Below are 22,925 nucleotides of genomic sequence, written 5' to 3'. Positions count from 1 at the left end.
AATTCCTCACAGGCCTGCGTGGGCGGCGATGGCGGCGGCGATGGCCAGGGCCAGCTCTTCGGGTTTGCGCTTGATCGAATAGTTAGTCAGCTCAGGGTGGCTTTCCACAAAGCTTGTATTGAATTGGCCACTGCGAAATTCCGGGTTACGCAGGATTTCCTGGTAATAGGCGGCGGTGGTCTTCACGCCTTGCAGACGCATATCGTCCAGGGCGCGCAGGCCACGGTCCATCGCCTCTTCCCAGGTCAACGCCCACACCACCAGCTTCAGACACATGGAATCGTAGAACGGCGGAATGGTGTAACCGGTGTAGATCGCCGTGTCGGTGCGCACACCTGGGCCGCCGGGAGCGTAGTAACGGGTGATCTTGCCGAAGCTCGGCAGGAAGTTGTTCTTCGGGTCTTCGGCGTTGATCCGGAACTGCAACGCGAACCCACGGTGCTGGATGTCTTCTTGCTTGACCGACAACGGCAGGCCCGAAGCAATACGAATCTGTTCACGGACAATGTCGATGCCGGTGATTTCTTCGGTAATGGTGTGTTCCACCTGCACCCGCGTGTTCATTTCCATGAAGTACACCTCGCCCTCGGCGAGCAGGAACTCCACGGTACCGGCGTTTTCGTAGCCCACGGCCTTGGCCGCGCGCACCGACAGATCGCCGATGTAGGCGCGCTGTTCCGGGGTCAGTTGGGGGCTTGGGGCGATTTCGATGAGTTTCTGGTTGCGACGCTGGATCGAGCAATCGCGCTCGAACAGGTGCACTACGTTGCCAAAGCTGTCACCGAGGATCTGCGCCTCGATGTGCTTGGGATTGACGATGCATTTTTCCAGGAACACTTCCGCCGAGCCGAACGCCTTGGTGGCTTCGGAAATAACCCGGGGGAAGGCTTGTTCGAGTTCTTCGCGGCTGTTGCAACGACGGATACCCCGACCGCCGCCGCCGGAGGTGGCCTTGAGCATCACCGGATACCCGATGCGGTCGCCTTCGGTCAGCGCTTCGGCAATATCCGCAACGTTGCCTTCGGTGCCAGGTGTCACCGGTACGCCCGCCTTGATCATGCTGCGGCGGGCTTCGGTCTTGTCGCCCATGCGGCGAATGACTTCGGCGGCCGGACCGATGAATTTAATTCCGCGTTCGGCGCAAATGTCCGCCAGCTCGGCGTTTTCCGACAGGAAGCCGTAGCCGGGGTGCAGCGCGTCACAACCGGTTTCCACCGCGAGGTTCACCAGCTTGCGCGGGTTCAGGTAGCCGGCCAGCGGCTCGGCCCCAATGCTGTAGGCCTCGTCGGCTCGTTTGACGTGCAACGCGTGACGGTCGGCGTCGGAATAGACCGCGACCGAGCGAATGCCCATCTCGGCGCAGGCACGCACGATTCGTACGGCAATCTCACCACGGTTGGCGATCAGGATCTTTTTTATCACTTGGAAATTCCCTTGAGCCGATTGCTGCGTTCTTCGACCCTTTGGAGCGGGTCGGCGCGTGACTAAATGTTTCATGCCAGTCGCGTGACACACACTATGCCTCAGGAGGAATTAACAAAAATCAATAATTATTGGGTTGTGTATAAGTAAAGACTTATAGTTGTGGCTTCGAGCGCCGGCGGGAGTACCTGGATAATGCGTAAGTCATTGATGCGAATGACATTACGTCAATTGCAGGTTTTCAATGAAGTCTGTGATTTGCGGTCCTACAGCCGCGCAGCCGAGGAAATGTCTCTCACACAGCCGGCCGTCAGCCTACAAATTCGGCAGCTGGAGGAGCTGATCGGCCAGCCGCTGTTCGATTACGTCGGCAAAAAACTCTACATGACCGAAGCGGCCGAGGCCTTGCAAAAGGCCAGCCGGGATATTTTTGGCCGCCTGGAAAACCTCGACATGCAGCTCTCGGACATGCAGGGCTCGCTGCAGGGACAATTGAAACTGGCGGTGGAATCCAGCGCCAAGTATTTCGTGCCGCACTTGTTTGCCGCCTTCAAACGCCAGCACCCGGAGGTGCAGTTGCACCTGACAGTGGTGAACCGGGCCCAGGTGATACGCCGAATGTCCGACAACCGTGACGACCTGGTGATCATGTCCATGGTGCCGCAGGACATGGGCCTGGAATTCCTGCCGTTCCTCAACAATCCGATTGTCGCCGTGGCACCGCCCGACCATCCCTTGAGTCTGCAAGGGCCGCTGCGCCTGCAGGACCTGGAACCGTACACGCTGTTGCTGCGCGAGCCGGGTTCCGGAACGCGGCTGGCGTGTGAGGAGTACTTCAAGGAGAAACGCGTGCACTTCAACCAGACGGTGGAAGTGGCCTCGGCCGAGGCGCAGCGTGAGTGTGTGGTCGCGGGGCTGGGTGTCGCGCTGCTGACGCGCCACGCCTTGAAACTGGAACTGGCCACCGGCGGGCTCAAGGAGCTGCCGGTGGAAGAGTTGCCGCTGTACCGCAGTTGGTGCCTGGTGCAGGCCAAGGCCAAGCGCCTGTCACCGGTGGCCCATGCATTCCTGGGCTTTATCCGCAGCGAGCGGGTGCAGATCAGCGCGTTGGCTGAGCGTTTCGCTGGGCAGCCACGGGCGCCTGCCAGTGCAGTTCCGGATAGTCACTGATGCTTTGGAGCAGTTGGCGTTGTTCGCAACGGTCTTCAATTGCACGACGGAACGCCATGCGGCGCTGGTCTTCCTGCTGACGACGGGTCTTGACGGTGCTGGTGCTGTCTTCGTAGTGCCGGGCCATTTCGAGTCTCCCAATGCGATTACGGGGAGTTCAGGATGGGCGCGCAGGATGACGGTTTGGCGGCGCGAGGATGACAAGCTGATGAATCTTCTGGACATGCCGCCATTCAACATGTGGGAGCGGGCTCGCTCCCACACAAACCCGCCCCCACATATTAGTCGTCGAGGGCCTTGACGGACTTGGGTGACAGACGGAGGCTGCGCAGGCTGCGCTTGACGCTCTTGAGGTGGTTGACCAGGCTGGGGCCGCGCGCCATTGCCACGCCCATCGCCAGCACGTCAATCACCACCAGATGGGCGATACGCGAGGTCAGCGGGGTGTAGATTTCGGTGTCTTCGTGGACATCGATCGCCAGGTTGACGGTCGACAGCTCCGCCAACGGCGTCTGGCTTGGGCACAGGGTAATCAGCGAGGCGCCACTTTCACGCACCAGGTTGGCGGTGATCAGCAAATCCTTGGAGCGACCGGACTGAGAAATGCAGATCGCCACGTCAGTCGGCTTCAACGTCACCGCCGACATCGCCTGCATGTGCGGGTCACTGTAGGCCGCCGCCGTCAGCAGCAGGCGGAAGAACTTGTGCTGGGCGTCGGCCGCGACCGCGCCGGACGCACCGAAGCCATAAAACTCCACGCGCTGGGCCTGGGACATGGCGGTCACGGCTTTTTGCAATTCCACCGGGTCGAGCTTTTCCCGCACTTCCATCAGGGTGTGCAGGGTGGTGTCGAAAATTTTCAGGCTGTAATCGGCGACGGAATCGTCTTCGTGAATCGCAAACTGCCCGAAGCTCGCGCCGGCCGCCAGGCTCTGGGCCAGTTTCAGCTTCAGATCCTGAAACCCCGAGCAACCGATGGCGCGACAGAAACGCACGATGGTCGGCTCGCTGATACCCACGCTGTGGGCCAGGTCAGCCATGGAACTGTGCATCACGGCCGCAGGATCAAGCAGCACGTGATCGGCAACCTTGAGTTCCGATTTGCGTAACAGGTGGCGCGACTGGGCGATATGTTGCAACAGGTTCAAAGGGCAGGACTCTTGTTATTGGCAGGCGCCAGGGATGTAGCAAGCTTGTAGTTATACTACAAGAATTGTTGTTTTGCCCGCTCGATGCGTCACTAAATCGCCCTGCTGGGCGCTGATTCAGTGGGGATTCAGCGGATAAATGCTTTGTAGCCGCTGGCGCAGTCCAGGCGGCGCTACGGAAAAATTGCATTTTTTCGTAACAAATCCGCCAAGCCGTCAGCCTCGATCGGCCGACTGATCAAATAGCCTTGCACTTCATCGCACCCTTCAGCCCGGAGAAAGTCCAGTTGCTGCTGGTCCTCCACACCTTCGGCCACGACTTTGAGCGCCAGCCCATGCGCCATGGCGATGATCGCGCGGGTAATCGCCGAGTCCTCGCCGCCCTGCCCCAGGCCACGGATAAACGTCTGGTCGATTTTCACGTAGTCCACCGGGATGCGCTTGAGGTAGCTGAGAGAAGAATAGCCGGTGCCAAAATCGTCGATGGCCAGCTTCACTCCCAGGTCCCGCAATTGCTGGAAGGTGGCGATGATGTGTTCGACACTGTCGAGCAGTTGGCTTTCGGTCAGCTCCAGCTCCAGGTACTGCGGCGCCAGTCCGGTTTCCTCCAACACCTGACGCACCAGGCTCACCAGCTTGCCTTGGCGTAACTGATGCACCGAAAGATTGACCGAGACCCGAATCGGCGCCAGGCCCTGGCGCTGCCATTCGCATGCCTGCCAACAGGCCTGACGCAGAACGAACTCCCCCAACGGCACAATCAACCCGGTTTCTTCGGCCAGACCGATGAAGTCGCCCGGCGGTATGCTGCCCCATTGCGGGTGGTCCCAGCGCACCAACGCCTCGGCGGCATTCATCTTGTCCGTGGCCAGGCATAACTTGGGCTGGTAGTACACGCTCAATTGCCGCTCATCAATCGCCTTGCGCAGCTGGTTTTCCAACTGTAGACGCTCCAGGGTGCTGGCTTGCAGGCTGTCGGTATAAAACTGAAAGTTGTTACCGCCCAAGTGTTTCGCGTGCTGCATGGCCATGTTCGACTGACTCACCAACGCGGAAATTTCCCGCGCATTGTCTGGCAACAGGCTGATCCCCATTGAGGCGCTGACCACCAGTTCATGCTCTTCCACCGTCACCGGCACCCGCAGTTTGGCGAGCAAGCGGGTGGCGACCCGCGCCAGGCTCGACAGGTTGCCGTAGGCATCGAACAACACCGCGAATTCATCACCGGACAGCCGTGCAATGGTGTCGGCCTCCGGCAACGCGTTAATCAAGCGCCGGGCCATTTTCTGCAATAACTGGTCGGCAACTTCGTGACCAAGGCTGTCATTAAGCAGTTTGAAGCGGTCCAGGTTGATGTGCAGCAACGCCAGACTGCGGCCGCCTTGGCGCACGCGCTGATGAGCTTCGTGCAGACGCTCGCGAAACAGCGAACGGTTGGCCAGGCCGGTCAGCTCGTCGTAGTGGGTGAGATAGCGCATGCGCTCCTCGGATTCACGACGGGCGGACAGATCGGCAAAAAAACCCACGATATGGCTGATTTTTCCCCTGATATCGCGCACCACGTTCAATTGCAGCCATTGCGGATAAAGTTCGCCATTCTTGCGCGCCTCCACCAGTTCACCCTGCCAGGTACCGTGACTGAGCAAGGCCTGGCGAATCGCCGGGAAGTGGCGCCGAGCATCGCGGCTGCACGGCAGTTCGACCACATTGCGTCCCAGCATGTCGCCGATATCAAAACCGGTGACACGGCTGAAGGCCTGATTGATCGCGATCAGGACATAGTCCGGGTCGAGAATCACGATGCCTTCACTGGCGGCCTCGAACACTGTCGACGCCAGCCGCTGTTGCTCTTCCAGGGCCTTGCCGGCACTGATATCGCGCCGCGTGCCGAGCATCCGGATGACGCGCCCGTTGGCGGTACGCTCCACCGCCCGCCCGCGGTCCTGGATCCATACCCAATGTCCGGCGTGATGCCGCACCCGGTATTCCACCCGATAGTCCTCGCTGCGGCCTTTCAAGTGCTCGACCAGCGCTCGCTTGAGCAATGGCAAATCGTCCGGGTGCAGCCGCGGCTTGAGGTGGCTGAGCATCGCCTTGACGCCGTCCGGCTCCAGACCGAACAGCTCCTTGAGCTGCGTGTGATGCACCTCGTCGGTCTGCAGGTTCCAGTCCCACAAGCCGAGTTCACTGGCTTGCAACGCCATCACCAGCCGCGCCTCGCTTTTGCTCAAGGCCAGGCTGGCGGCGTCCAACTCCTGGCCCCGCTGTTCAACGCGGCTTTGCAGGCCGACCTGGGCTTCGCGCAACTCGTGTTCAACCTGGCGCCGCTGCTCGACCTCACGGCTCAGCTCCAGATTCAACTGGTCGCTACGCTGCCGGGCGTGCTGCAAATGTTCGATCAACGCCTGATTCTGGAAGCGTCGCAGCAACCCGCGCTGGATCAGACGATTGACCTGCCACGCGACAAGGCTCAAGGACGCCAGCAGAATCAGGCCGAGCACGCCCCAACCCTGCTGTTGCGGGTCACCTCTCCAGAAGAGATAAACAATGGCCGGAACCAGGCATGGCAAGACGAACGACAGAAATGCCGGCAGGCTCACGGCATAAGCCACGCTGGCCGAAAGCGTGGCCATCCCGATTAGCCCAAAAACCCAGGCCTGCTGTACGAAACTGTCCACCGGCACCAGGGCAATCGCTGCACTGGCCAAGGTCAAGCCACTGGCGCCCGACCCCAACATGAACATCCGGCGCCAGATCGGCTGCGCCTGGCGGCTGGGCATGGCGGAGTCGAACGCCGCGACTTGAATCACCCGCAGAGCCACCAGCGCCAGCAGCCACACCATCCCAATGCCGACCACGACAGCGCGCTGCGGGCTCCAGAGTAACCAGGCGCAGACCAAACCGTTAATCAACATCAATAAAGTGGGCAGCAATGAGCCTTGGTACAGCAGGCGCGTGCGCTCGACCGCCATCTCCATGGCGTAGTGTTTGCGAATAACCTGCGCTGGCGCTACCGAAGAGCCAGACGGGTCAGTGCTAAGGGTCATAGGCAGTGTTCTTATAATGGTGAGCCCGAAACGTCGACGGAGCATACACAAGCAAACCGACAGACCAAACTGCCGGGGCGCATAAAAATACCTGAACAAACAAGCGAAACGTCGGTGCCAGAGCGCCTGAACAAGACAGGCTGCGGCCTGCACGCGATGACTAACCAGTCATCACCGAGCGATGATTAGTGCTTTGTCGGATCCTGCGCGGGTGTTTTTCCAGCGACCACCCGGCATTGGGATTTGCCCCCCTTCACCCGGCACCCTAGAATGCGCCGATGCGCGATGATCTCTCTCTTTTGCTGAACTCTCTCAACGATGCCCAACGCCAGGCCGTAGCAGCCCCCGTTGGCCGTCAGTTGGTCCTGGCCGGTGCTGGCTCCGGTAAAACCCGAGTGCTGGTGCACCGTATCGCCTGGCTGATCCAGGTTGAAAACGCCTCCCCCCACTCCATCCTGTCGGTGACGTTCACCAACAAGGCCGCTGCCGAGATGCGCCACCGCATCGAGCAGTTGATGGGCATCAGCCCGGCCGGCATGTGGGTTGGCACCTTCCACGGCCTGGCGCACCGCTTGTTGCGGGCCCACTGGCAGGAAGCGGGCCTGAGCCAGACCTTCCAGATTCTCGACAGCGATGACCAGCAACGCCTGGTCAAGCGGGTGATTCGTGAGCTGGGCCTGGATGAGCAGCGCTGGCCGGTCCGTCAGGCCCAGTGGTTTATCAACGGCCAGAAAGATGAAGGCCTGCGCCCACAGCATATTCAAGCCAGTGGTGATCTGTTCCTGGCGACCATGCGCAGCATTTATGAAGCCTACGAAATCGCCTGCCAGCGCGCCGGCGTCATCGACTTCTCGGAACTGCTGTTGCGCGCCCTCGACCTGTGGCGTGACAACCCGGGATTGCTGGCGCACTACCAGAAACGCTTCCGGCATATCCTGGTGGACGAATTCCAGGACACCAACGCCGTGCAGTACGCCTGGCTGCGTCTGCTGGCCAAGGGCGGTGACAGCTTGATGGTGGTGGGCGACGACGACCAGTCGATCTATGGCTGGCGCGGCGCGAAAATCGAGAATATCTACCAGTACTCCGAAGACTTCCCGGACGCCGAGACCATTCGCCTGGAGCAGAACTACCGCTCCACCGCGGGCATCCTGAAGGCCGCCAATGCCTTGATCGCCAACAACACCGGGCGCCTGGGCAAGGAGCTGTGGACCGACGGCGGTGAAGGTGAGGCGATCAACCTCTACGCCGCCTTCAACGAGCACGATGAAGCGCGCTACGTGGTAGAAACCATCGAAAGCGCCCTGAAAACCGGCCTGGCCCGCAGCGACATCGCCATTCTGTACCGTTCCAACGCCCAATCGCGGGTGCTGGAGGAGGCGTTGCTGCGCGAGCGCATCCCGTATCGCATCTATGGCGGCCAACGCTTCTTCGAGCGCGCCGAGATCAAGAACGCCATGGCGTACCTGCGCTTGCTGGAAGGTCGCGGCAACGATGCAGCGCTGGAGCGGGTGATCAACGTACCGGCGCGTGGCATCGGCGAGAAAACCGTCGAGGCGATTCGTGAACATGCGCGCCACAGCGATGTATCGATGTGGGAAGCGATGCGTCTGCTGATCGCCAATAAAGGCCTGACGGGCCGCGCCGCCGGCGCCTTGGGCGTATTTGTCGAGCTGATCGACAACCTCGCCGCCAAGTGCCTGGAAATGCCCCTGCACCTGATGACCCAGACCGTGATCGAACAATCCGGGCTGATCGCTTATCACGAGGCGGAAAAAGGCGAGAAGGGCCAGGCCCGGGTAGAAAACCTCGAGGAACTGGTCAGCGCCGCCCGCGCTTTCGAAAACAGCGAAGAAGACGCCGACCTGTCACCGCTGGCGGCTTTCCTCGGCCATGCGTCCCTGGAAGCCGGCGATACCCAGGCCGACGAGCACGAAGACAGCGTGCAACTGATGACACTGCACAGCGCCAAAGGCCTGGAATTCCCTTATGTATTCCTGGTCGGCATGGAAGAAGGCCTGTTCCCGCACAAAATGAGCCTGGAAGAACCGGGCCGCCTGGAGGAAGAGCGTCGTCTGGCCTACGTCGGCATCACCCGCGCCATGCAGAATCTGGTGATGACGTACGCTGAAACCCGTCGCCTGTACGGCAGCGAGACCTACAACAAGGTGTCACGCTTCGTACGGGAAGTGCCGAAGGGACTGATTCAGGAAGTGCGGCTGTCCAACAGCGTCAGCCGTCCGTTCGGCGGCAGCCAACAGAAAAGCAACAGTAGCCTGTTCGCCGGCTCGGAAATTCCCGAGACGCCCTTCAGCCTGGGTCAGCAGGTCAAACATGCAATCTTTGGGGAGGGCGTGATCCTCAACTTCGAAGGTTCCGGCGCCCAGGCAAGGGTGCAGGTGAACTTCGCCGAAGGCAGCAAGTGGCTGATGATGGGCTACGCCAAGCTGGAAGCGATATGAGACCTTGCGGCCTTGGGGCCCGGTGGGCGCGAGCTGCTCGCGAAGTGCGTTAACGATGACACGGGAAACCTGAGGGCGCCCTCAGGTTTTTCGCGAGTAAGGGCTAGGCGCCCCCTCGCTCCTAAAATGAAAGGTTTATGGGCCTACACTTGTTTTTACCCGTAGCGGGCCAATATCTGTAATAAGTCCTACGGATCATTCGGATCCAGTCTTACGCAAAAGCCCGAAACATTATGCCGCTAGCCACTGCGATCACACCTGTGCAACATGGCGCGCGTGCAATCCACAAATGGGAATTCCCTTTATGAAACGTTTTCTTAGCATCGCCATGGCGTTGTGCATTGGCCTGACGATGAGCCTCGACGCCAACGCCAAGCGCTTCGGCGGCGGCAAAAGCTTCGGCTCCGCGCCGAGCCACCAAACCAGCAAAATGGCGCCAGCTGCCGGTGCCGGCGGTGCAGCTGCCACGGCCGGTGCCGCGGGTGCCGCTGCCAAAGCCGGCGGTGCTTCGCGCTGGCTGGGCCCTCTGGCCGGTATCGCTGCCGGTGGCCTGCTCGCCTCCATGTTCATGGGTGACGGCTTCCAGGGCATGCAGATTTTCGACATCCTGATCATGGCGCTGATCGCTTTCGTGATCTTCCGTTTCATCGCCGCCCGTCGTCGCAAGCAACAGGAGCACCTGGCTCCAGCCGGCGCGCCGATGCAGCGTGAAGTGTTCGAGCAAAAGCCTGCCATGGGCTCGATCTTTGGCGGTTCGGCAGCCCCGACTGCCGCACGTCCGGTAATCAATGCGCCCGCCTGGTTCAACGAAGAGCGTTTCGTTGAAGCGGCCCGCAACCACTTCCAGTCCCTGCAGCAACACTGGGACGCCAACGAAATGGACAAGATCGCCGAGTTCGTGACCCCACAACTGCTGGAGTTCCTCAAGCGCGAACGTGCCGACCTGGGCGACGCGTTCCAGTCGACCTACATCGACGACCTGCAGGTACAGCTGGAAGGCGTGGACGACCGTGCCGACAAGACCATCGCTACGCTGACCTTCAGTGGCGTGTCGAAGACCTCGCGCTTCGACCAGGGCGAAGTGTTCAGCGAAAGCTGGAACATGGAGCGTCCGCAAGGTGAAAACCAGCCTTGGCTGGTCGCCGGTATCCGCCAGAACGCCTGATCCTTCAAGGCTTCAGCACGCAGTAACAAAAACCCCGGACTTGTCCGGGGTTTTCTATTTCACGGTTGCACTTATAGCGAGCTACTGTATAAAACGCTCCTATAAACCGCGCCATCTAGCAAGAGGATCCCGGCCGTGGAAGAAGTCATCGAACAATTGCGTGAAGCGAACGAACCTGTACCGGTTCCTCTGGAACTGCCTGACGAAGACCAACTGGTGGAAGTTGAAGAACAGTTGTTCATTAACATCCCGTTCGTCTTCAAGGAATTCCTGCTGACGGTCAGCGATGTGGTCTACGGCAGCCTGGAGCCGGTAACCATTACCGATCCCGGTTCTCACACCTACCTGCCGGAAGTCGCCGCTACCGCTTGGGATATCGGCGTACCGCGCGAATTGATCCCGATCTGTCAGGACGGCGAAGACTATTACTGCGTCGAAGAAGACGGCACCGTGGTGCTATGGTCCGGTGACGAAGAACTGGTCACCGAAGAGTCCTGGGAATCGGTATGGCACTGGGCACGGGACGTCTGGCTGGAAAGCTGATGCTCCGCCCCGATTGAACGACACTCATGCGTAGGATCTTGGTCAGTGTTCTGGCGTGTCATTGTGGTTATCCAGGGTTTCTAGCAAGGCCACCTGCATCCGCGTATGCATGCGGATGAACCAGCGCCAGAGCACGGCGGCCACCGCTGCCGCGACCACCGCAATCAGCACCAGCAGCTTCTGGGTCGGCAAGATACTCGCCGACAAGGCTGCCAATAGCACGAAGATCACCAGCAGCGAGAGGATCGGGATCAGCTCGGCGATCACCCGTCGCACACGCTGGGTGTGGCGCCCGGCCATTTCCGGCTTGACGCTCATCTCCGCCAGCAACATCGACAGTGCCTTGAGCTTGCGGTACGCCGCGATCAGGAATGGCAGCGACAGCAGCAACGCTCCGCCCCAGATCAGTGCTTTCTGCCAGCCCGGATCGCTGATCCAGACTTCCAGGTAGTCGCCAATGCGCAGCGCGAAAAAGCTGCCGGCAAAGAAAATCGCAATGACCAGCGCCAGATTCACTCCCACTTGCAGGATGATCTTGCGGATCATCGACGCCAGCATCGCGCCCTCGCCATGCGGCTGAATACTGCGCAGCCATTCACCATACATCCCGAACACCCGACTCATGCGCCGCGGCATTATTGCCGCGATTTTCAAGGACAGCGGGTCGGCGCCACGGATCAAGTACGGTGTCAGCAGTGTGGTGATGGCTGATACGGCGACCGCCACGGGATAGAGAAAGTCGCTGGTGACCTGCAAGGTCATCCCCAGCGCGGCGATGATGAACGAAAACTCGCCAATTTGTGACAGTCCCATCCCTACGCGCAACGAAGTCCGGCCATCGTTGTCGGCAATGAAGGCTCCCAAGCCACAGGAGAGCATTTTGCCCAGCACCACGGCCACGCTAATCACCGCAATCGGCCAGGCATATTGCAACAGGATCTGCGGGTCAATCATCAAACCGATGGCGACAAAAAAAATCGCGCTGAACATATCGCGAACCGGCTCGACCAAGCGCTCGATTTTCACCAACTGCCGGGATTCAGCCATGATTGCGCCGATCAGGAACGCCCCCAGCACCATGCTGTATTCCAGCTTGACCACCAGCAGGCAAAAACCAAAACACAGTCCCAGGACCGTGATCAACAGCATCTCGTTGCTTTCGAATGTGGCCACATAGGCCAACAGCCGTGGCACCAGCAAAATGCCAATGACCAGGGCGACGATCATGAACAACGACAGTTTGCCGACCGTGGAAAACACCTCGCCGGAGCTGACCGTGCCGCTGACGGCGATACTCGAGAGCAAGGCAATGATGCCGATGCCCAGGATGTCTTCGACAATCAGCACGCCAAAGATCAGTTGGGCAAAACGCTGGTTTTTCATCTTCAGGTCATTAAGCGCCTTGACGATGATGGTGGTGGAGGAAATCGCCAGGATTGCGCCTAGGAACAGCGAGTCCATGGTGTTCCAATCGAACCATTGGCCAATCTCGAAACCGATCCAGATCATCAGGACGATTTCCAGAAAGGCTGCGATAAATGCGGTGACACCCACCTTGAATAACTTGCGCAGGCTGAACTCCAGGCCCAGACAGAACATCAGGAAAATCACACCCAGTTCGGCCAGGGTCTTGATGGTGTCCTCGTCGTGAATCAGGCCGAATGGAGGGGTATGAGGACCGATGATCAGGCCGGCGACGATATACCCCAGGACCACCGGCTGCTTGAAACGATGGAACAGTATCGTCACCACCCCCGCCACCAGCATGATCACGGCCAGGTCCTGGATAAAACTGATGGCGTGCATGGCGAGCGGCTCCCAAGGGTGCTGGCGCTTTTCCGACTCCGGTGCTGTCGTTCAAATAATCGCAATACGCGGAAGGAAAAGCCTGCCTTAAATGTAAGAAATGCCCCCTGAACCGGGCTTTCCAAGGTTAACACCGCGACTTCCTGCAGAAAGCCGGTGCAATATATGGAAACAGATAGCTCCGGGCGTGACGACAACTCACGTCTCGGCGTCCCGTTAGGGATGGTTCTGCAAAGATTCGAGCACCCGCAGAGGTGCCTCCCCAACCAATGCCTACAACCGTGAGTGTGCTATGGAACCCGGAAACGCCCAGCTGTCGATGACGGTATTGATGACCCCAGACATGGCCAACTTCTCAGGCAATGTCCATGGCGGCACGCTGCTCAAGTACCTCGACGAAGTGTCCTACGCCTGCGCCAGCCGTTACGCCGGTCGCTATGTCGTGACGTTGTCGGTGGATCAGGTAATTTTCCGCGAGCCGATCCATGTCGGCGAGCTGGTGACGTTTTTGGCGTCGGTCAACTACACCGGCAATACGTCGATGGAAGTGGGGATCAAGGTGGTCACCGAAAACATCCGCGAGCGCTCGGTACGCCATACCAACAGTTGCTTCTTCACCATGGTCGCGGTGGACGACAACCGCAAACCCGCCGCCGTTCCGCCGCTGCAGCCGCAGAACAGCGAAGATCGGCGCCGGTTCGTGCAAGCGCAGCAGCGCCGACAGATCCGCCAGGAACTGGAAAAGCGCTATCGGGAGATCAAGGCCGACGCGCCTTAATGGCTAGCCTTTCAAGTAGTTGAGAAACCAGCTGCATCGGGTTGAGGCGGGCTGTCGAGATCAAGGTTTCGCGGCGAAGTGGGCTATGGCGTGTCCCGTTTGAAAATCCCGGGGTGGCCGTGCGATAGGTGGCCGGCTTGAGATCCGCCCCTCACCCCAACCCTCTCCCCAGAGGGGCGAGGGGGCAGACCGAAGTGTGCGGAGAAAATCGGCAACCTGGGAAACCGTGTTGACTGCGGTCTTTCAGGTCGATGTAAACCGCCAGTACCCCCAATCGGCCCCTCTCCACCAAAAGAGAGTGGGCGCTGGCCGAAGTGTGCGGAGAAAATCGGCAACCTGAACGACCGTTTCGATTATGGATTCAAGGCCGCTCTCTCAGGTCGCCGTAAACCGCCAATATCCCCCGATCAGTCCCCTCTCCCTCTGGGAGAGGGTTAGGGTGAGGGGTGGATCTCAAGTCAAACACAAAAAGCTCATCCACTCGGCCCAAAACAGCTCTTCAGCCCGCTGCATAACCTCACAGACCAATTGCCGTCGCCTCGAACCGGACGCGCGGATGGGCGATTCGGTCCTGGGCCCGCACCAACTCCAACTCGTAACTGGCGCAGGCCTGGGTTTCCAGCAGCACTTCGTGCACTGCCGCCGCGGTGAATTCGAAGGCGGCCAACAGGCTGTCTCCGAGTAATACTCGTGCCAGGAACAGGCCCGACGTCAGGTCGCCCACACCTACCGGCTGGCGTGGAAACGCCAGCAGTGGCCGTCGCAGGTGCCAGCTGCCTTCGGCGGTTACCAGCAGCATCTCGAAACCCTCCGCCAGCTTGCCGGGATAGTCCAGGTGCTTGACCAGCACCGCTTTCGGCCCGCGAGCCAACAGCGCCCGCGCCATGCCCAGGCAATCGAGCAGCGACTGCGGTTTGCGTCCGGAAAAACTGTCCAGCTCCAACTGGTTGGGGCACAGGAAGTCGGCCATGGCGGCCGCCTCGTCCAGCAGGAAATCACTGACGTCCTGCGGCACGATGCAGCCTTTTTCCGGGTGCCCCATCACCGGATCGCACAGGTACAGCGCTTTCGGGTTGATTGCCTTGATCCGCGCCACCCCCGTCAGGATCGCTCGTCCCTGGGCCGCGCTGCCCAGATACCCGGACAACACCGCATCACAGTTGCCCAACTCACCAATCGCCGCGATGCCTTCAACCAGTGCGGGAATTTGCTGCGGCGCCAACACTTCTCCCGCCCATTGACCATACTGGGTGTGGTTGGAGAACTGCACGGTGTTGAGTGGCCAGACATTCACTCCGATCCGCTGCATGGGAAACACGGCAGCGCTGTTTCCGGCATGGCCGAAAACCACATGGGACTGGATCGCAAGCAGATGAGGCGTACGTTTCATGCAAGGGACTTCCGTAAAACGGTTAATTTCTGGCCGCGCAGTATGCGTCTAAACGCAGCCTGTACGACAGACCAGCGTCGCAGTTAAGCTGTTCATACTTTGTTGGAGTTCATCGAATGCTGACCCTGGGAAATATCTTCGTGCTGATGCTGTTCGCGGCCGCTGCTGCGTGGGTGTGGCACAATCATGGCCTGCGCGAGCGCGCGCTGGAACGGGTCAAGCAGCATTGCGCCAAGCTCGACATCGAACTGCTCGACGGCGCCGTGGCCTTGAAGCGCATCGGTTTTGTGAAGGATGCCAATGGTCGGCGTCGGTTGGCGCGGATTTACAACTTCGAGTTCACCGTGACCGGCGAAGCCCGTCATCCAGGCACCATCACCCAGTTCGGTGCCCACAGTGCACAGATTGAACTGGCGCCCTACCCGTTCGAGATCAAGACGCCGCAGCCCAGCGCAGAAGTGATTGAATTAAGCCAATGGCGCCAGGAACACAGCAAAAGCCGTCACTGACGACAAGCAGCCAAGGCGCTTTGCAACACCGCAACCTCCTGCGCCTGGTTGAAAATCAACTCGATGCGCGAGTCTCGCCGCCACTCGCTGGGCTGCCAAGTAAGCGGCGCATTATCCACAGCGTTAGCCGAAACCCAACCGTCCGGGCTGTGGATAACCAGCTTGGCGCGCCGCCAATCCAGGGATGCCAGGTATTGCCGGAGCTTTTCCGGGTCGAACCGCTGGCTCGGATGCCAACGCCAACCGACGCTCCAGCCGCCTTCCTGAGCCTGATGCAGGCAGATCGGCAGCAATGGATCGCTCCAGATGTGCGGCATTGACGCCGCTCCCTTGGGCAATTCCAAGTTATCCACAGCCGTCCCGGCTTGAACACACAGCCCCGGGAGCTGCGCCAAGGGCAAGGCCGCTTGGCGTGTCCAGTATCGAGCGCACGCCGGCAATTGATCTTCAATGGTCGCGCGCTGCGTGTCGTCCAGCCCTTCAGCCTTGTTCAACACCAGCAGACCTGCACTGACCAAGGCCTCACGCTGAGCATCCGGCAACGGTTTGCCCGCCGCCAGCGCCTGCGCGTCCAGAACCAGCACACACGGCTGAACGGCCAGCACGCCTTGCCACGGCGCTTGGCGTAATTGCCTGAGCAATTGTGCCGGGTGCCCCAAGCCTGAGGGTTCGATGAACAATCGGTCCGGCTTGGCCTTACGCAGCAATCGGCCCAGTCCTACCTGAAAAGGCGCTCCATTCACACAGCACAAGCAGCCGCCCGCCACTTCACCCAGGGCAATGCCATCGTCGTCGCGGGTCAGCAGTGCCGCGTCCAAGCCTATCTGCCCGAACTCATTGATCAACACCGCCCAACGTTCGTTGACCGGACGTTGGGCGAGCAGGTGTTGAATCAGGCTGGTCTTGCCGGCACCCAAGGGGCCGGCGATCACGTGGGTGGGAATGTTCTGGAGCATCGGGATATATTCGGACCGTGTAGAGAGGTTCGATCCTACGCGGTTATGCCAACCAATCCAGGGTCAGAATCAGCCGTCGTTGATTGGCTGCCAGCGCTGGCGAACGGTGGATCACGCCGAAGCCTTCATTGCCATGCCATTTTTCGCCCTTGAGCAAGGCCACTTCACCACAGTGGATCTGCTCGATACGCGCTTCGGGCTCCGCATCTGCCTGACTCAACTTGCGCCGGTCCATCACCCCTTCCCGCAACCATTGACTGCCAATCCCGGCATAGGTGGTGATCAACCGCACGGGCACATGATCGACGTGAAACCGTGGGCACATGGCTTTATCCAGCAGCCTTAACCGCACGCCGATACGCTTGGCGCCCAGCAGGCACGCAAAGGCGCTGACCAGCCACGACACATCGGCGATAAAGCCTTCATAGCCTTCAAGATCACTGAAGCCCGATGCCAGGCCTCGCAGATCAGGTTCAGCCTGTTCGCTGTCCAGCTCCAGTACCAGCGACTCGGCCAACGGCTCGTTCAGTGACGCCAGCAAGGCGCCGAATTCGGCGATGTGCAGCGGTAACTGGCGCTGCCACAGCGCCAGGTTCACACCGTCTTGCAGGATGTCGGTGAGGATCAGCGGGGTTTCACCGAAGGCCGGGCGAATCACCGGGCGTAGTTGAATGACAGGTGCCAGCATCAGGCTGCGCTCTCCTCGTGCCAAGGGCCAAAAGGATCGCTCAGCAAGCGCCAGCCTTCGACACCCGAAGCCATTTCATCATCGCTCAGCAAGCACGCGTCGAGTTCAGCCGTCAGTTGGGTGAAGTCGATGTTCTGCCCGATAAACACCAGTTCCTGGCGGCAATCGCCAGTTGAAGGTGTCCAGTTTTTCATGATTGCGGCGACGTTTTCCTCGTCCTGCGGCCATTGGTTCTTCGGCACAAAGCGCCACCAGCGCCCGGCGAAACCATGGCGCATCAGACCGCCGGCCTGGGACCAACTGCCGGCCTCCTGGTGTTTGCTCGCCAGCCAGAAAAACCCCTTGGAGCGCAACAATTTGCCATTGACCCACGGGCGGTCGATGAAGTCATAAAAACGCTGGGGATGAAACGGGCGCCGAGCGCGGTAGGCCGTGGACGCGATGCCGTATTCTTGGGTTTCCGGTACGTGCTCGCCACGCAACTCCTGCAACCAGCCAGGCGCCTGGGCCGCACGTTCGAAGTCGAAGCGCCCGGTGTTGAGGATTTCTGTCAGCGGCACTTCGCCCATCACCATCGGGATGATTCGCGCCTGGGCGTTGAGGCGCTCCAGAATCGCCACCAGTTCCTCGCGTTCGCGGCTGCTGATCAGATCGATCTTGCTGATCAGGATCACATCGGCGAATTCGATCTGCTCGATCAGCAGGTCGGTGATCGAGCGTTCGTCGTCTTCACCGAGGGTTTCGCCTCGGGAGGCCAGGCTTTCAGCGGCCTGATAGTCGAGCAGGAAGTTCATGCCGTCGACCACGGTAACCATGGTGTCCAGGCGCGCGATGTCCGCCAGGCTTTGCTCATTTTCGTCGCGGAAGGTGAAGGTTTCCGCCACCGGCAGCGGCTCGGAAATGCCGGTGGACTCGATCAACAGGTAATCGAACCGACCATCCCTGGCGAGTTTTCCGACTTCCACCAGCAAGTCTTCGCGCAACGTGCAACAAATGCAGCCGTTGCTCATTTCCACCAGTTTTTCTTCCGCGCGATTGAGGGTGACGTCCCGCTGCACCTCACCGCCATCGATGTTGATTTCGCTCATGTCATTGACGATCACCGCCACCCGCAGGTTGTCGCGGTTGCGCAGGACGTAGTTGAGCAGCGTGCTTTTACCGGCGCCGAGAAATCCGGACAGCACGGTAACGGGGAGACGGTCGGTCATCAGGTATTCCTCATCAGGTTGGCCGGTCAAATCGCCCGTTGATGGCGTTCGCGCAGCTCTTCACGTTCTTTGGCTTCGATACACAGCGTGGCCGTGGGCCGCAGCAACAGGCGCTTGAGGCCGATGGCTTCGCCGGTCTCGCAGCACCAGCCGTATTCACCACGCGCCACGCGTTCCAAGGCTTCGTCGATCTTGTCGAGAAGCTTTTTTTCCCGCTCCAGCAAGCGCAACTGCCATTGACGCTGCTCTTCCGCGCTGCCGACATCGGCCGGGTCGCTGCAAGGTTCTTGTTCGCGCAGCACCAGGAACTCGGTTTCGATCCGCGCTTGCAGGTCGTACCGTTGGGCCAACAGCAACTCGCGGAAAAACCCTAGTTGGGCTTCGTTCATGTAGTCGGCGGGCGATTGGGCAAAGAGGTCTTGTTCGGTCATAGAGACAGGTTCACGGGGTGGCTGTCTTTTAATGTTATAGTATAACAGTGCAAATAAGCCACTCTTACCCTTGCTCGTCACGACGAAGGGCGCAATGCTTGAGTCCCTCAATGCCTCGAGACACCCCATGAGATACCTGTTGTGCGGACTGTTACTGGTGATTGCGAACCAGGCCAATGCCCAAGTGCCAAGCCCGTTGGCCAACTGCACGCGCAGCGCCAACCTGCTGGCTTGCGTTGATCCCGAGGGCAATGCCTACAGTGTCGCGACGCACGGCAATACCACGTATTTGCGCGGGTTCGAGGTGCTTGGCAAACGCTATTGGGCCCAGACCAACAGCCGCTACGGGCAACTGACGTTCTTCACCGGGCTGGCCAGCGATGGCGAGGCGTGGGTGGGCTACACCCGACGGGTGGGCTGGACCACCATCAACCGTTTTTCAAGTTCCGGTGGCACCAGCGCCAAGTTCACCTGCAACCGTCTCACCGGCTGTTAGGTCTGGGCTTTCTGCTGTTCCTGAACCCAGGCCATGTAGCTGTTGATCGGTGGGTGTTTCTGGAAATAACGCTGCAAGCCTTCAAACAACCCATCCGCTATCGCCTGTTGATGGCGTGCAGTGACCAGCCGCTGGCTGTCGCGGACGTTGGAAATAAATCCGGTCTCCACCAGGATCGACGGCACGTCCGGTGACTTGAGCACCGCGAATCCGGCCTGTTCCACGCGTTTTTGATGCAGCGTGGTAATGCCCGCCAAACTGCCCAGCACGGTGCTGCCCAGTTGCAGACTGGCGGCGATGGTGGCGTTCATCGACATATCAAGAATCACCCCCGCGAGCATCGGGTCCTTGTCCGCAAGGCTGAGCAGGCTGGTTGCTCCCAGCAAGTCAGCGCCGTTTTCCCGTTGCGCCATGAAGCGCGCGGTCGCCGAGGTCGCGCCGCCTTCGGATAACGCATACACCGACGCGCCGGAGGCGGTTAGCCTGGGCGCCGCATCGGCGTGTACTGAAATAAACATGTCGGCGTTGTGTTTGCGGGCAATCTCCACCCGTTTGCGTAACGGCACGAAAAAATCAGCATTGCGTACCAGTTTCACGTCAAAGCCTTTCTCGCGCTTTAAACGCTTGGCCAACCGTTGAGCGATGGACAGCACCACGTCCTTTTCGCGCTCTCCCTTGGCTCCGACGGCGCCTGGGTCTTTGCCGCCGTGGCCGGGATCGACCACAACGATGATGTCGCGCTTGGGGTGAGTCCTGTTCACCGGCGCGCTCGTCGTGGCGATCGATGACGGCGCCTGTCTGGCGCTGATCAAATCCAGTACCAGTCGATGCCCTTGCCCATCCTGGGGGGGCAAAAGAAAGCTGTTGAGCTGCATGGGCGCCGCAAGATCCAGAACGATCCGTGTGTCGTTCTTGCCCAGATGCCCGGAGCGAATCGACCTGATACCGCTGTTGGCCAGCGCCAGTTGGCTGAAATCAGCGCTCAGGCTCGCGCCGTTCAAGTCGATGATCAATCGCTCGGGAGCCGTCAGGGAAAAGGTTTTGTAGCGCACCGGACCGCTGAGATCGAACACCAGCCGCAGCTTGTCCTCCGAGCGCCACAAACGGGCATTGCGAATCTGTGTCGCGCCAACCCCCAACGGCAATGTGAACACCGCACTGGCCAGTAGCAGGTTGAGAAGCTGACGTCTGTGCATGGGATACACCGCAGAAAATAATCGTCGACTCGATTGTTATACTATAACATATCATTTCATTACCAACGTTGGACCTGCTCATGAACGCGCTGACTCTGCCGGATATCGCCGCGCAGGCTTCACGCCAAGCCTTGCCGCTCGACTGGGTGGGCATGTGCGGCATTGCCCTTCCTATCCTCATCGACGGCCAGCGCTTGAGCGCAAAGGTTGATGCAGGCGTGAGCCTGGACGACGGCGAGGCACGCGGCATTCACATGTCACGCTTGTATCTGGCGCTAGAAAGACTCGAGCAAGAAGATCTGCGGCCAGCCCTGTTGCGCCAAGTCTTGCAGCACTTCCTTGATAGTCACGAAGGTTTATCGGGCAACGCCTATCTGCGGATTCATGTCGACTTGCTGCTTAAACGTCACGCGCTGGTAAGCCCGTTAGCGGGTTGGAAGACCTACCCAGTCAGTATCGAAGCGCGCCTGGAAAACCAGATGTTCCACGTGGAACTAAAAATTGACGTGACTTATTCTTCCACCTGCCCTTGCTCCGCCGCCCTCGCCAGGCAGTTGATTCAGCAGCAATTTGTCGACGACTTCGGCAACACCTCGCTGCAGCACGCCGATGTCCTGGCCTGGCTCGGCAGCGTAAAAGGCATCGTGGCCACACCCCACAGTCAACGCAGCAGCGCCCAGCTACACATTCATCTGAACAATCAGCAGCCAATCCTGCCGCTGGCTGAGTTGATCGACAATGCCGAAGCCGCCCTTGGCACCGCCGTGCAAACCGCCGTCAAACGTGCCGACGAACAAGCCTTCGCCCTGGCCAACGGGCAGAACCTGATGTTTTGCGAGGATGCCGCTCGCCGCTTGAACCTGGCGCTGCAACGCTCAGCGGCCGTCAACGCTTTCCACCTCAAGGTGGTTCACGCCGAAAGCCTGCACGCGCATGACGCCGTGGCCGAAAGCCGCTGGACGAGGGCATCCACGTGATCAAGTGCAACCAATTGCGCTGGGGCGCTCCAGGCCAACCGCTGACACCGGCGATCGATATAGCGTTGGCCAAAGGTAGTCTCACCGGCGTCATCGGTGCCAACGGTTCGGGCAAAAGCAGCTTGTTGAAAGTCATCGCGGGGTTGCAGAAGCCCTTGGCCGGAAACGTCATTCTGCAGGTTCCACGACGCGGCGGCCTGTCGTTCCTGGCGCAACAGCACTACCTGGACCGCCAGTTTCCAATCACCCTGGAAGAGCTGGTGGCCGCTGGATTCTGGGGCAGCCAAGAGACACCACTACAGCGCCGCCAACGCCTGCGTGCCGTGTTGAAAGGTTGGTGCCTGGACGGTCTGGAGCGGCGGCCTTTGATGGCGTTGTCCGGCGGCGAATTGCAACGCGCCCTGCTCGCGCGTCTCAGCCTGGCCGACGCGCCGCTACTGCTGCTGGACGAACCCCACGCCGCACTGGATGAAGAAGGGCAAGCGCTGTTATGGAAGCACATCCACGCTTGGCATGCCGAAAGACGAACCCTGGTCGTGGTCTGCCATGACCTGGCCGCCGTGCGCCGACACCTGCCCCAGACCCTGCAGATTAAAAGCAGCGGCTGCGTGCTTGCACCCAGTAAAGACCTGATTCTCCAGCAGCCGCGGATGCAGGTCGCGTGATGCACTTCGCGACCCATCTCTGGCTGCCGTTCCACGAGTTCGTGTTTATGCGCCGCGCTCTGCTGGGCGGCTTGGTCCTGGCCTGCAGCACCGCGCCGCTTGGGGTATTTCTAATCCTGCGGCGCATGAGCCTGATCGGTGACGCCGTGGCCCACGGCATCCTGCCCGGCGCCGCGCTGGGTTTCTGGTTTGCCGGCCTGAGCTTGCCTGCCCTGACGCTAGGTGGCCTCGGTGCCGGCCTGAGCATGGCCGGGCTCGCCGCCTGGATCACCCGGCGCACCGGCCTGCGGGAAGATGCCAGCCTGGCCGCCATCTATCCGATCTCCCTGGCAATCGGCGTATTAATCCTGGGCATCGCCGGCAAGCGCCTGGACCTGCTGCACCTGCTCTTCGGTTCGGCGTTGGCGGTGGACGGACCGACCTTGACCGGCATGCTCTGGGTGTCCGGCTTCAGCCTGATCGCCATGGCACTGATCTACAAACCGCTGCTGCTGGACACCCTCGACCCACTTTTCCTGCAAACCGTGAGCCGCCTCGGCCCGCTGGCACACGGCTTGTTCCTGACCCTGGTGGTACTGAATCTGGTGATCGGCTTCCAGGCCATCGGCGCCTTGATGGTGGTCGGACTGATGATGCTGCCGGCAGCGGCGGCGCGTTTCTGGAGCCGACGCCTGCCGGTGTTGATCGCCGTCTCGGCGGTATCGGGATGCGTGTCGGTGTGGTTGGGTCTGTTGCTGTCGTTCTACTACTCGCTGCCGAGCGGCCCGGCGATTGTGCTGGTGGCCGGCGGTTTGTATCTGCTGTCCGTGGTGTTCGGCCCGGTGCATGGTTTGCTGCGCCGCCCGCCTTTGCTTACATCCCAATGAGG

21 protein-coding genes are annotated in these 22,925 nt (G+C 60.2%); 10 read left to right on the top strand and 11 right to left on the bottom strand.

Translation table 11 applies throughout. The features are described from left to right. Nucleotides 1-6: 6 nt before the first annotated feature. Complete coding sequence (locus tag BLU75_RS23075) at nt 7-1,422, bottom strand: acetyl-CoA carboxylase biotin carboxylase subunit (RefSeq protein WP_084378317.1); 1,416 nt, start codon at nt 1,420-1,422, stop codon at nt 7-9. 195 nt (nt 1,423-1,617) lie between these two features. On the opposite strand from BLU75_RS23075, the gene BLU75_RS23070 reads away from it, so the two are divergent. Next, a complete protein-coding gene (locus BLU75_RS23070; protein ID WP_084378318.1) occupies nt 1,618-2,592 on the top strand; it encodes a LysR family transcriptional regulator in 975 nt (324 codons plus the stop codon). On the opposite strand, the gene BLU75_RS23065 is transcribed toward BLU75_RS23070, so the two are convergent. The 3 genes from BLU75_RS23065 to BLU75_RS23055 all read right to left on the bottom strand — a co-directional run bounded on the left by BLU75_RS23065 (nt 2,522) and on the right by BLU75_RS23055 (nt 6,787). Continuing rightward, entirely contained in the window at nt 2,522-2,719 is a 198-nt protein-coding gene (locus tag BLU75_RS23065; protein ID WP_084378319.1) for a PA3496 family putative envelope integrity protein, read from the bottom strand. The genes BLU75_RS23070 and BLU75_RS23065 overlap by 71 nt on opposite strands. 154 nt (nt 2,720-2,873) lie before the next feature. Next, a complete protein-coding gene (gene hexR / locus BLU75_RS23060) occupies nt 2,874-3,740 on the bottom strand; it encodes a transcriptional regulator HexR (protein WP_003177007.1) in 867 nt (288 codons plus the stop codon). Nucleotides 3,741-3,913: 173 nt separating this feature from the next. Further along, a complete protein-coding gene (locus tag BLU75_RS23055; RefSeq protein ID WP_084378320.1) occupies nt 3,914-6,787 on the bottom strand; it encodes an EAL domain-containing protein in 2,874 nt (957 codons plus the stop codon). Nucleotides 6,788-7,065: 278 nt separating this feature from the next. Here BLU75_RS23055 and uvrD point away from each other — a divergent pair, with 278 nt between their 5' ends. The 3 genes from uvrD (at nt 7,066) to BLU75_RS23040 (ending at nt 10,957) form a co-directional block, all read left to right on the top strand. After that, entirely contained in the window at nt 7,066-9,249 is a 2,184-nt protein-coding gene (gene uvrD / locus BLU75_RS23050; protein ID WP_084378321.1) for a DNA helicase II, read from the top strand. 304 nt (nt 9,250-9,553) lie between these two features. Then, the gene (locus BLU75_RS23045) at nt 9,554-10,414 is read left to right on the top strand and encodes a Tim44 domain-containing protein (protein WP_084378322.1); all 861 of its coding nucleotides are present in this window, start codon (nt 9,554-9,556) and stop codon (nt 10,412-10,414) included. Between the two features lie 135 nt (nt 10,415-10,549). After that, nucleotides 10,550-10,957: an SMI1/KNR4 family protein gene (locus BLU75_RS23040; protein ID WP_084378323.1), complete on the top strand. Its 408-nt coding sequence runs from the start codon at nt 10,550-10,552 to the stop codon at nt 10,955-10,957. A 42-nt stretch (nt 10,958-10,999) separates the two neighbouring features. Here BLU75_RS23040 and BLU75_RS23035 read toward each other — a convergent pair whose 3' ends face one another. Continuing rightward, on the bottom strand, nt 11,000-12,763 hold the full coding sequence (locus BLU75_RS23035; RefSeq protein ID WP_084378324.1) for a cation:proton antiporter: 1,764 nt from the start codon (nt 12,761-12,763) through the stop codon (nt 11,000-11,002). A 292-nt stretch (nt 12,764-13,055) separates the two neighbouring features. Between BLU75_RS23035 and BLU75_RS23030 the strand changes: the two genes are divergently transcribed. Continuing rightward, on the top strand, nt 13,056-13,541 hold the full coding sequence (locus tag BLU75_RS23030) for an acyl-CoA thioesterase (protein ID WP_084378325.1): 486 nt from the start codon (nt 13,056-13,058) through the stop codon (nt 13,539-13,541). A 517-nt stretch (nt 13,542-14,058) separates the two neighbouring features. Here the strand turns inward: BLU75_RS23030 and pdxY are convergent. After that, entirely contained in the window at nt 14,059-14,931 is an 873-nt protein-coding gene (pdxY, locus tag BLU75_RS23025) for a pyridoxal kinase PdxY (protein ID WP_084378326.1), read from the bottom strand. 116 nt (nt 14,932-15,047) lie between these two features. Here pdxY and BLU75_RS23020 point away from each other — a divergent pair, with 116 nt between their 5' ends. After that, nucleotides 15,048-15,440, top strand: coding sequence for a DUF3301 domain-containing protein (locus tag BLU75_RS23020; RefSeq protein WP_084378327.1), 393 nt, complete (start codon nt 15,048-15,050; stop codon nt 15,438-15,440). Here BLU75_RS23020 and BLU75_RS23015 read toward each other — a convergent pair. Genes BLU75_RS23015 through dksA form a run of 4 tightly spaced genes read right to left on the bottom strand, consistent with a single transcriptional unit; the run spans nt 15,434 to nt 18,723 of the window. Next, nucleotides 15,434-16,396 carry a CobW family GTP-binding protein gene (locus BLU75_RS23015; RefSeq protein WP_084378328.1) on the bottom strand — a complete coding sequence of 321 codons (963 nt, stop codon included), beginning with the start codon at nt 16,394-16,396 and terminating at the stop codon, nt 15,434-15,436. The two genes, BLU75_RS23020 and BLU75_RS23015, sit on opposite strands and share 7 nt — an antisense overlap. Nucleotides 16,397-16,439: 43 nt before the next feature. Next, nucleotides 16,440-17,084 (bottom strand): DUF1826 domain-containing protein, encoded by a 645-nt coding sequence (locus BLU75_RS23010; protein ID WP_084378329.1) that lies wholly within the window; start codon nt 17,082-17,084, stop codon nt 16,440-16,442. Further along, nucleotides 17,084-18,292, bottom strand: coding sequence for a zinc metallochaperone GTPase ZigA (gene zigA / locus BLU75_RS23005; RefSeq protein WP_084378330.1), 1,209 nt, complete (start codon nt 18,290-18,292; stop codon nt 17,084-17,086). Before zigA ends, BLU75_RS23010 begins: the two co-directional genes overlap by 1 nt. Before the next feature lie 26 nt (nt 18,293-18,318). Continuing rightward, complete coding sequence (dksA, locus tag BLU75_RS23000; RefSeq protein ID WP_084378331.1) at nt 18,319-18,723, bottom strand: RNA polymerase-binding protein DksA; 405 nt, start codon at nt 18,721-18,723, stop codon at nt 18,319-18,321. Between the two features lie 127 nt (nt 18,724-18,850). Here dksA and BLU75_RS22995 point away from each other — a divergent pair, with 127 nt between their 5' ends. Further along, nucleotides 18,851-19,219: a glutamine synthetase gene (locus tag BLU75_RS22995; RefSeq protein WP_084378332.1), complete on the top strand. Its 369-nt coding sequence runs from the start codon at nt 18,851-18,853 to the stop codon at nt 19,217-19,219. Here BLU75_RS22995 and BLU75_RS22990 read toward each other — a convergent pair. After that, nucleotides 19,216-20,415 carry an N-acetylmuramoyl-L-alanine amidase gene (locus tag BLU75_RS22990; RefSeq protein ID WP_084378333.1) on the bottom strand — a complete coding sequence of 400 codons (1,200 nt, stop codon included), beginning with the start codon at nt 20,413-20,415 and terminating at the stop codon, nt 19,216-19,218. The genes BLU75_RS22995 and BLU75_RS22990 overlap by 4 nt on opposite strands. An 80-nt stretch (nt 20,416-20,495) precedes the next feature. Here BLU75_RS22990 and folE2 point away from each other — a divergent pair, with 80 nt between their 5' ends. From folE2 to BLU75_RS22975, 3 genes are read left to right on the top strand one after another with little or no spacing between them, the layout of a single operon-like run. Next, nucleotides 20,496-21,392, top strand: a complete 897-nt coding sequence (folE2, locus tag BLU75_RS22985) for a GTP cyclohydrolase FolE2 (protein ID WP_084378334.1) — start codon at nt 20,496-20,498, stop codon at nt 21,390-21,392. Then, nucleotides 21,389-22,057 carry an ATP-binding cassette domain-containing protein gene (locus BLU75_RS22980; RefSeq protein ID WP_084378335.1) on the top strand — a complete coding sequence of 223 codons (669 nt, stop codon included), beginning with the start codon at nt 21,389-21,391 and terminating at the stop codon, nt 22,055-22,057. Before folE2 ends, BLU75_RS22980 begins: the two co-directional genes overlap by 4 nt. Continuing rightward, nucleotides 22,057-22,923 (top strand): metal ABC transporter permease, encoded by an 867-nt coding sequence (locus BLU75_RS22975; protein WP_084378336.1) that lies wholly within the window; start codon nt 22,057-22,059, stop codon nt 22,921-22,923. The genes BLU75_RS22980 and BLU75_RS22975 overlap by 1 nt, the downstream gene beginning before the upstream one ends. Nucleotides 22,924-22,925 lie beyond the last annotated feature (2 nt).

Source organism: Pseudomonas mucidolens, assembly GCF_900106045.1.
GTDB lineage: Bacteria > Pseudomonadota > Gammaproteobacteria > Pseudomonadales > Pseudomonadaceae > Aquipseudomonas > Aquipseudomonas mucidolens.
Note: the sequence above shows the minus strand (reverse complement) of the source record. Positions and strands in the feature narration are given on the sequence as shown.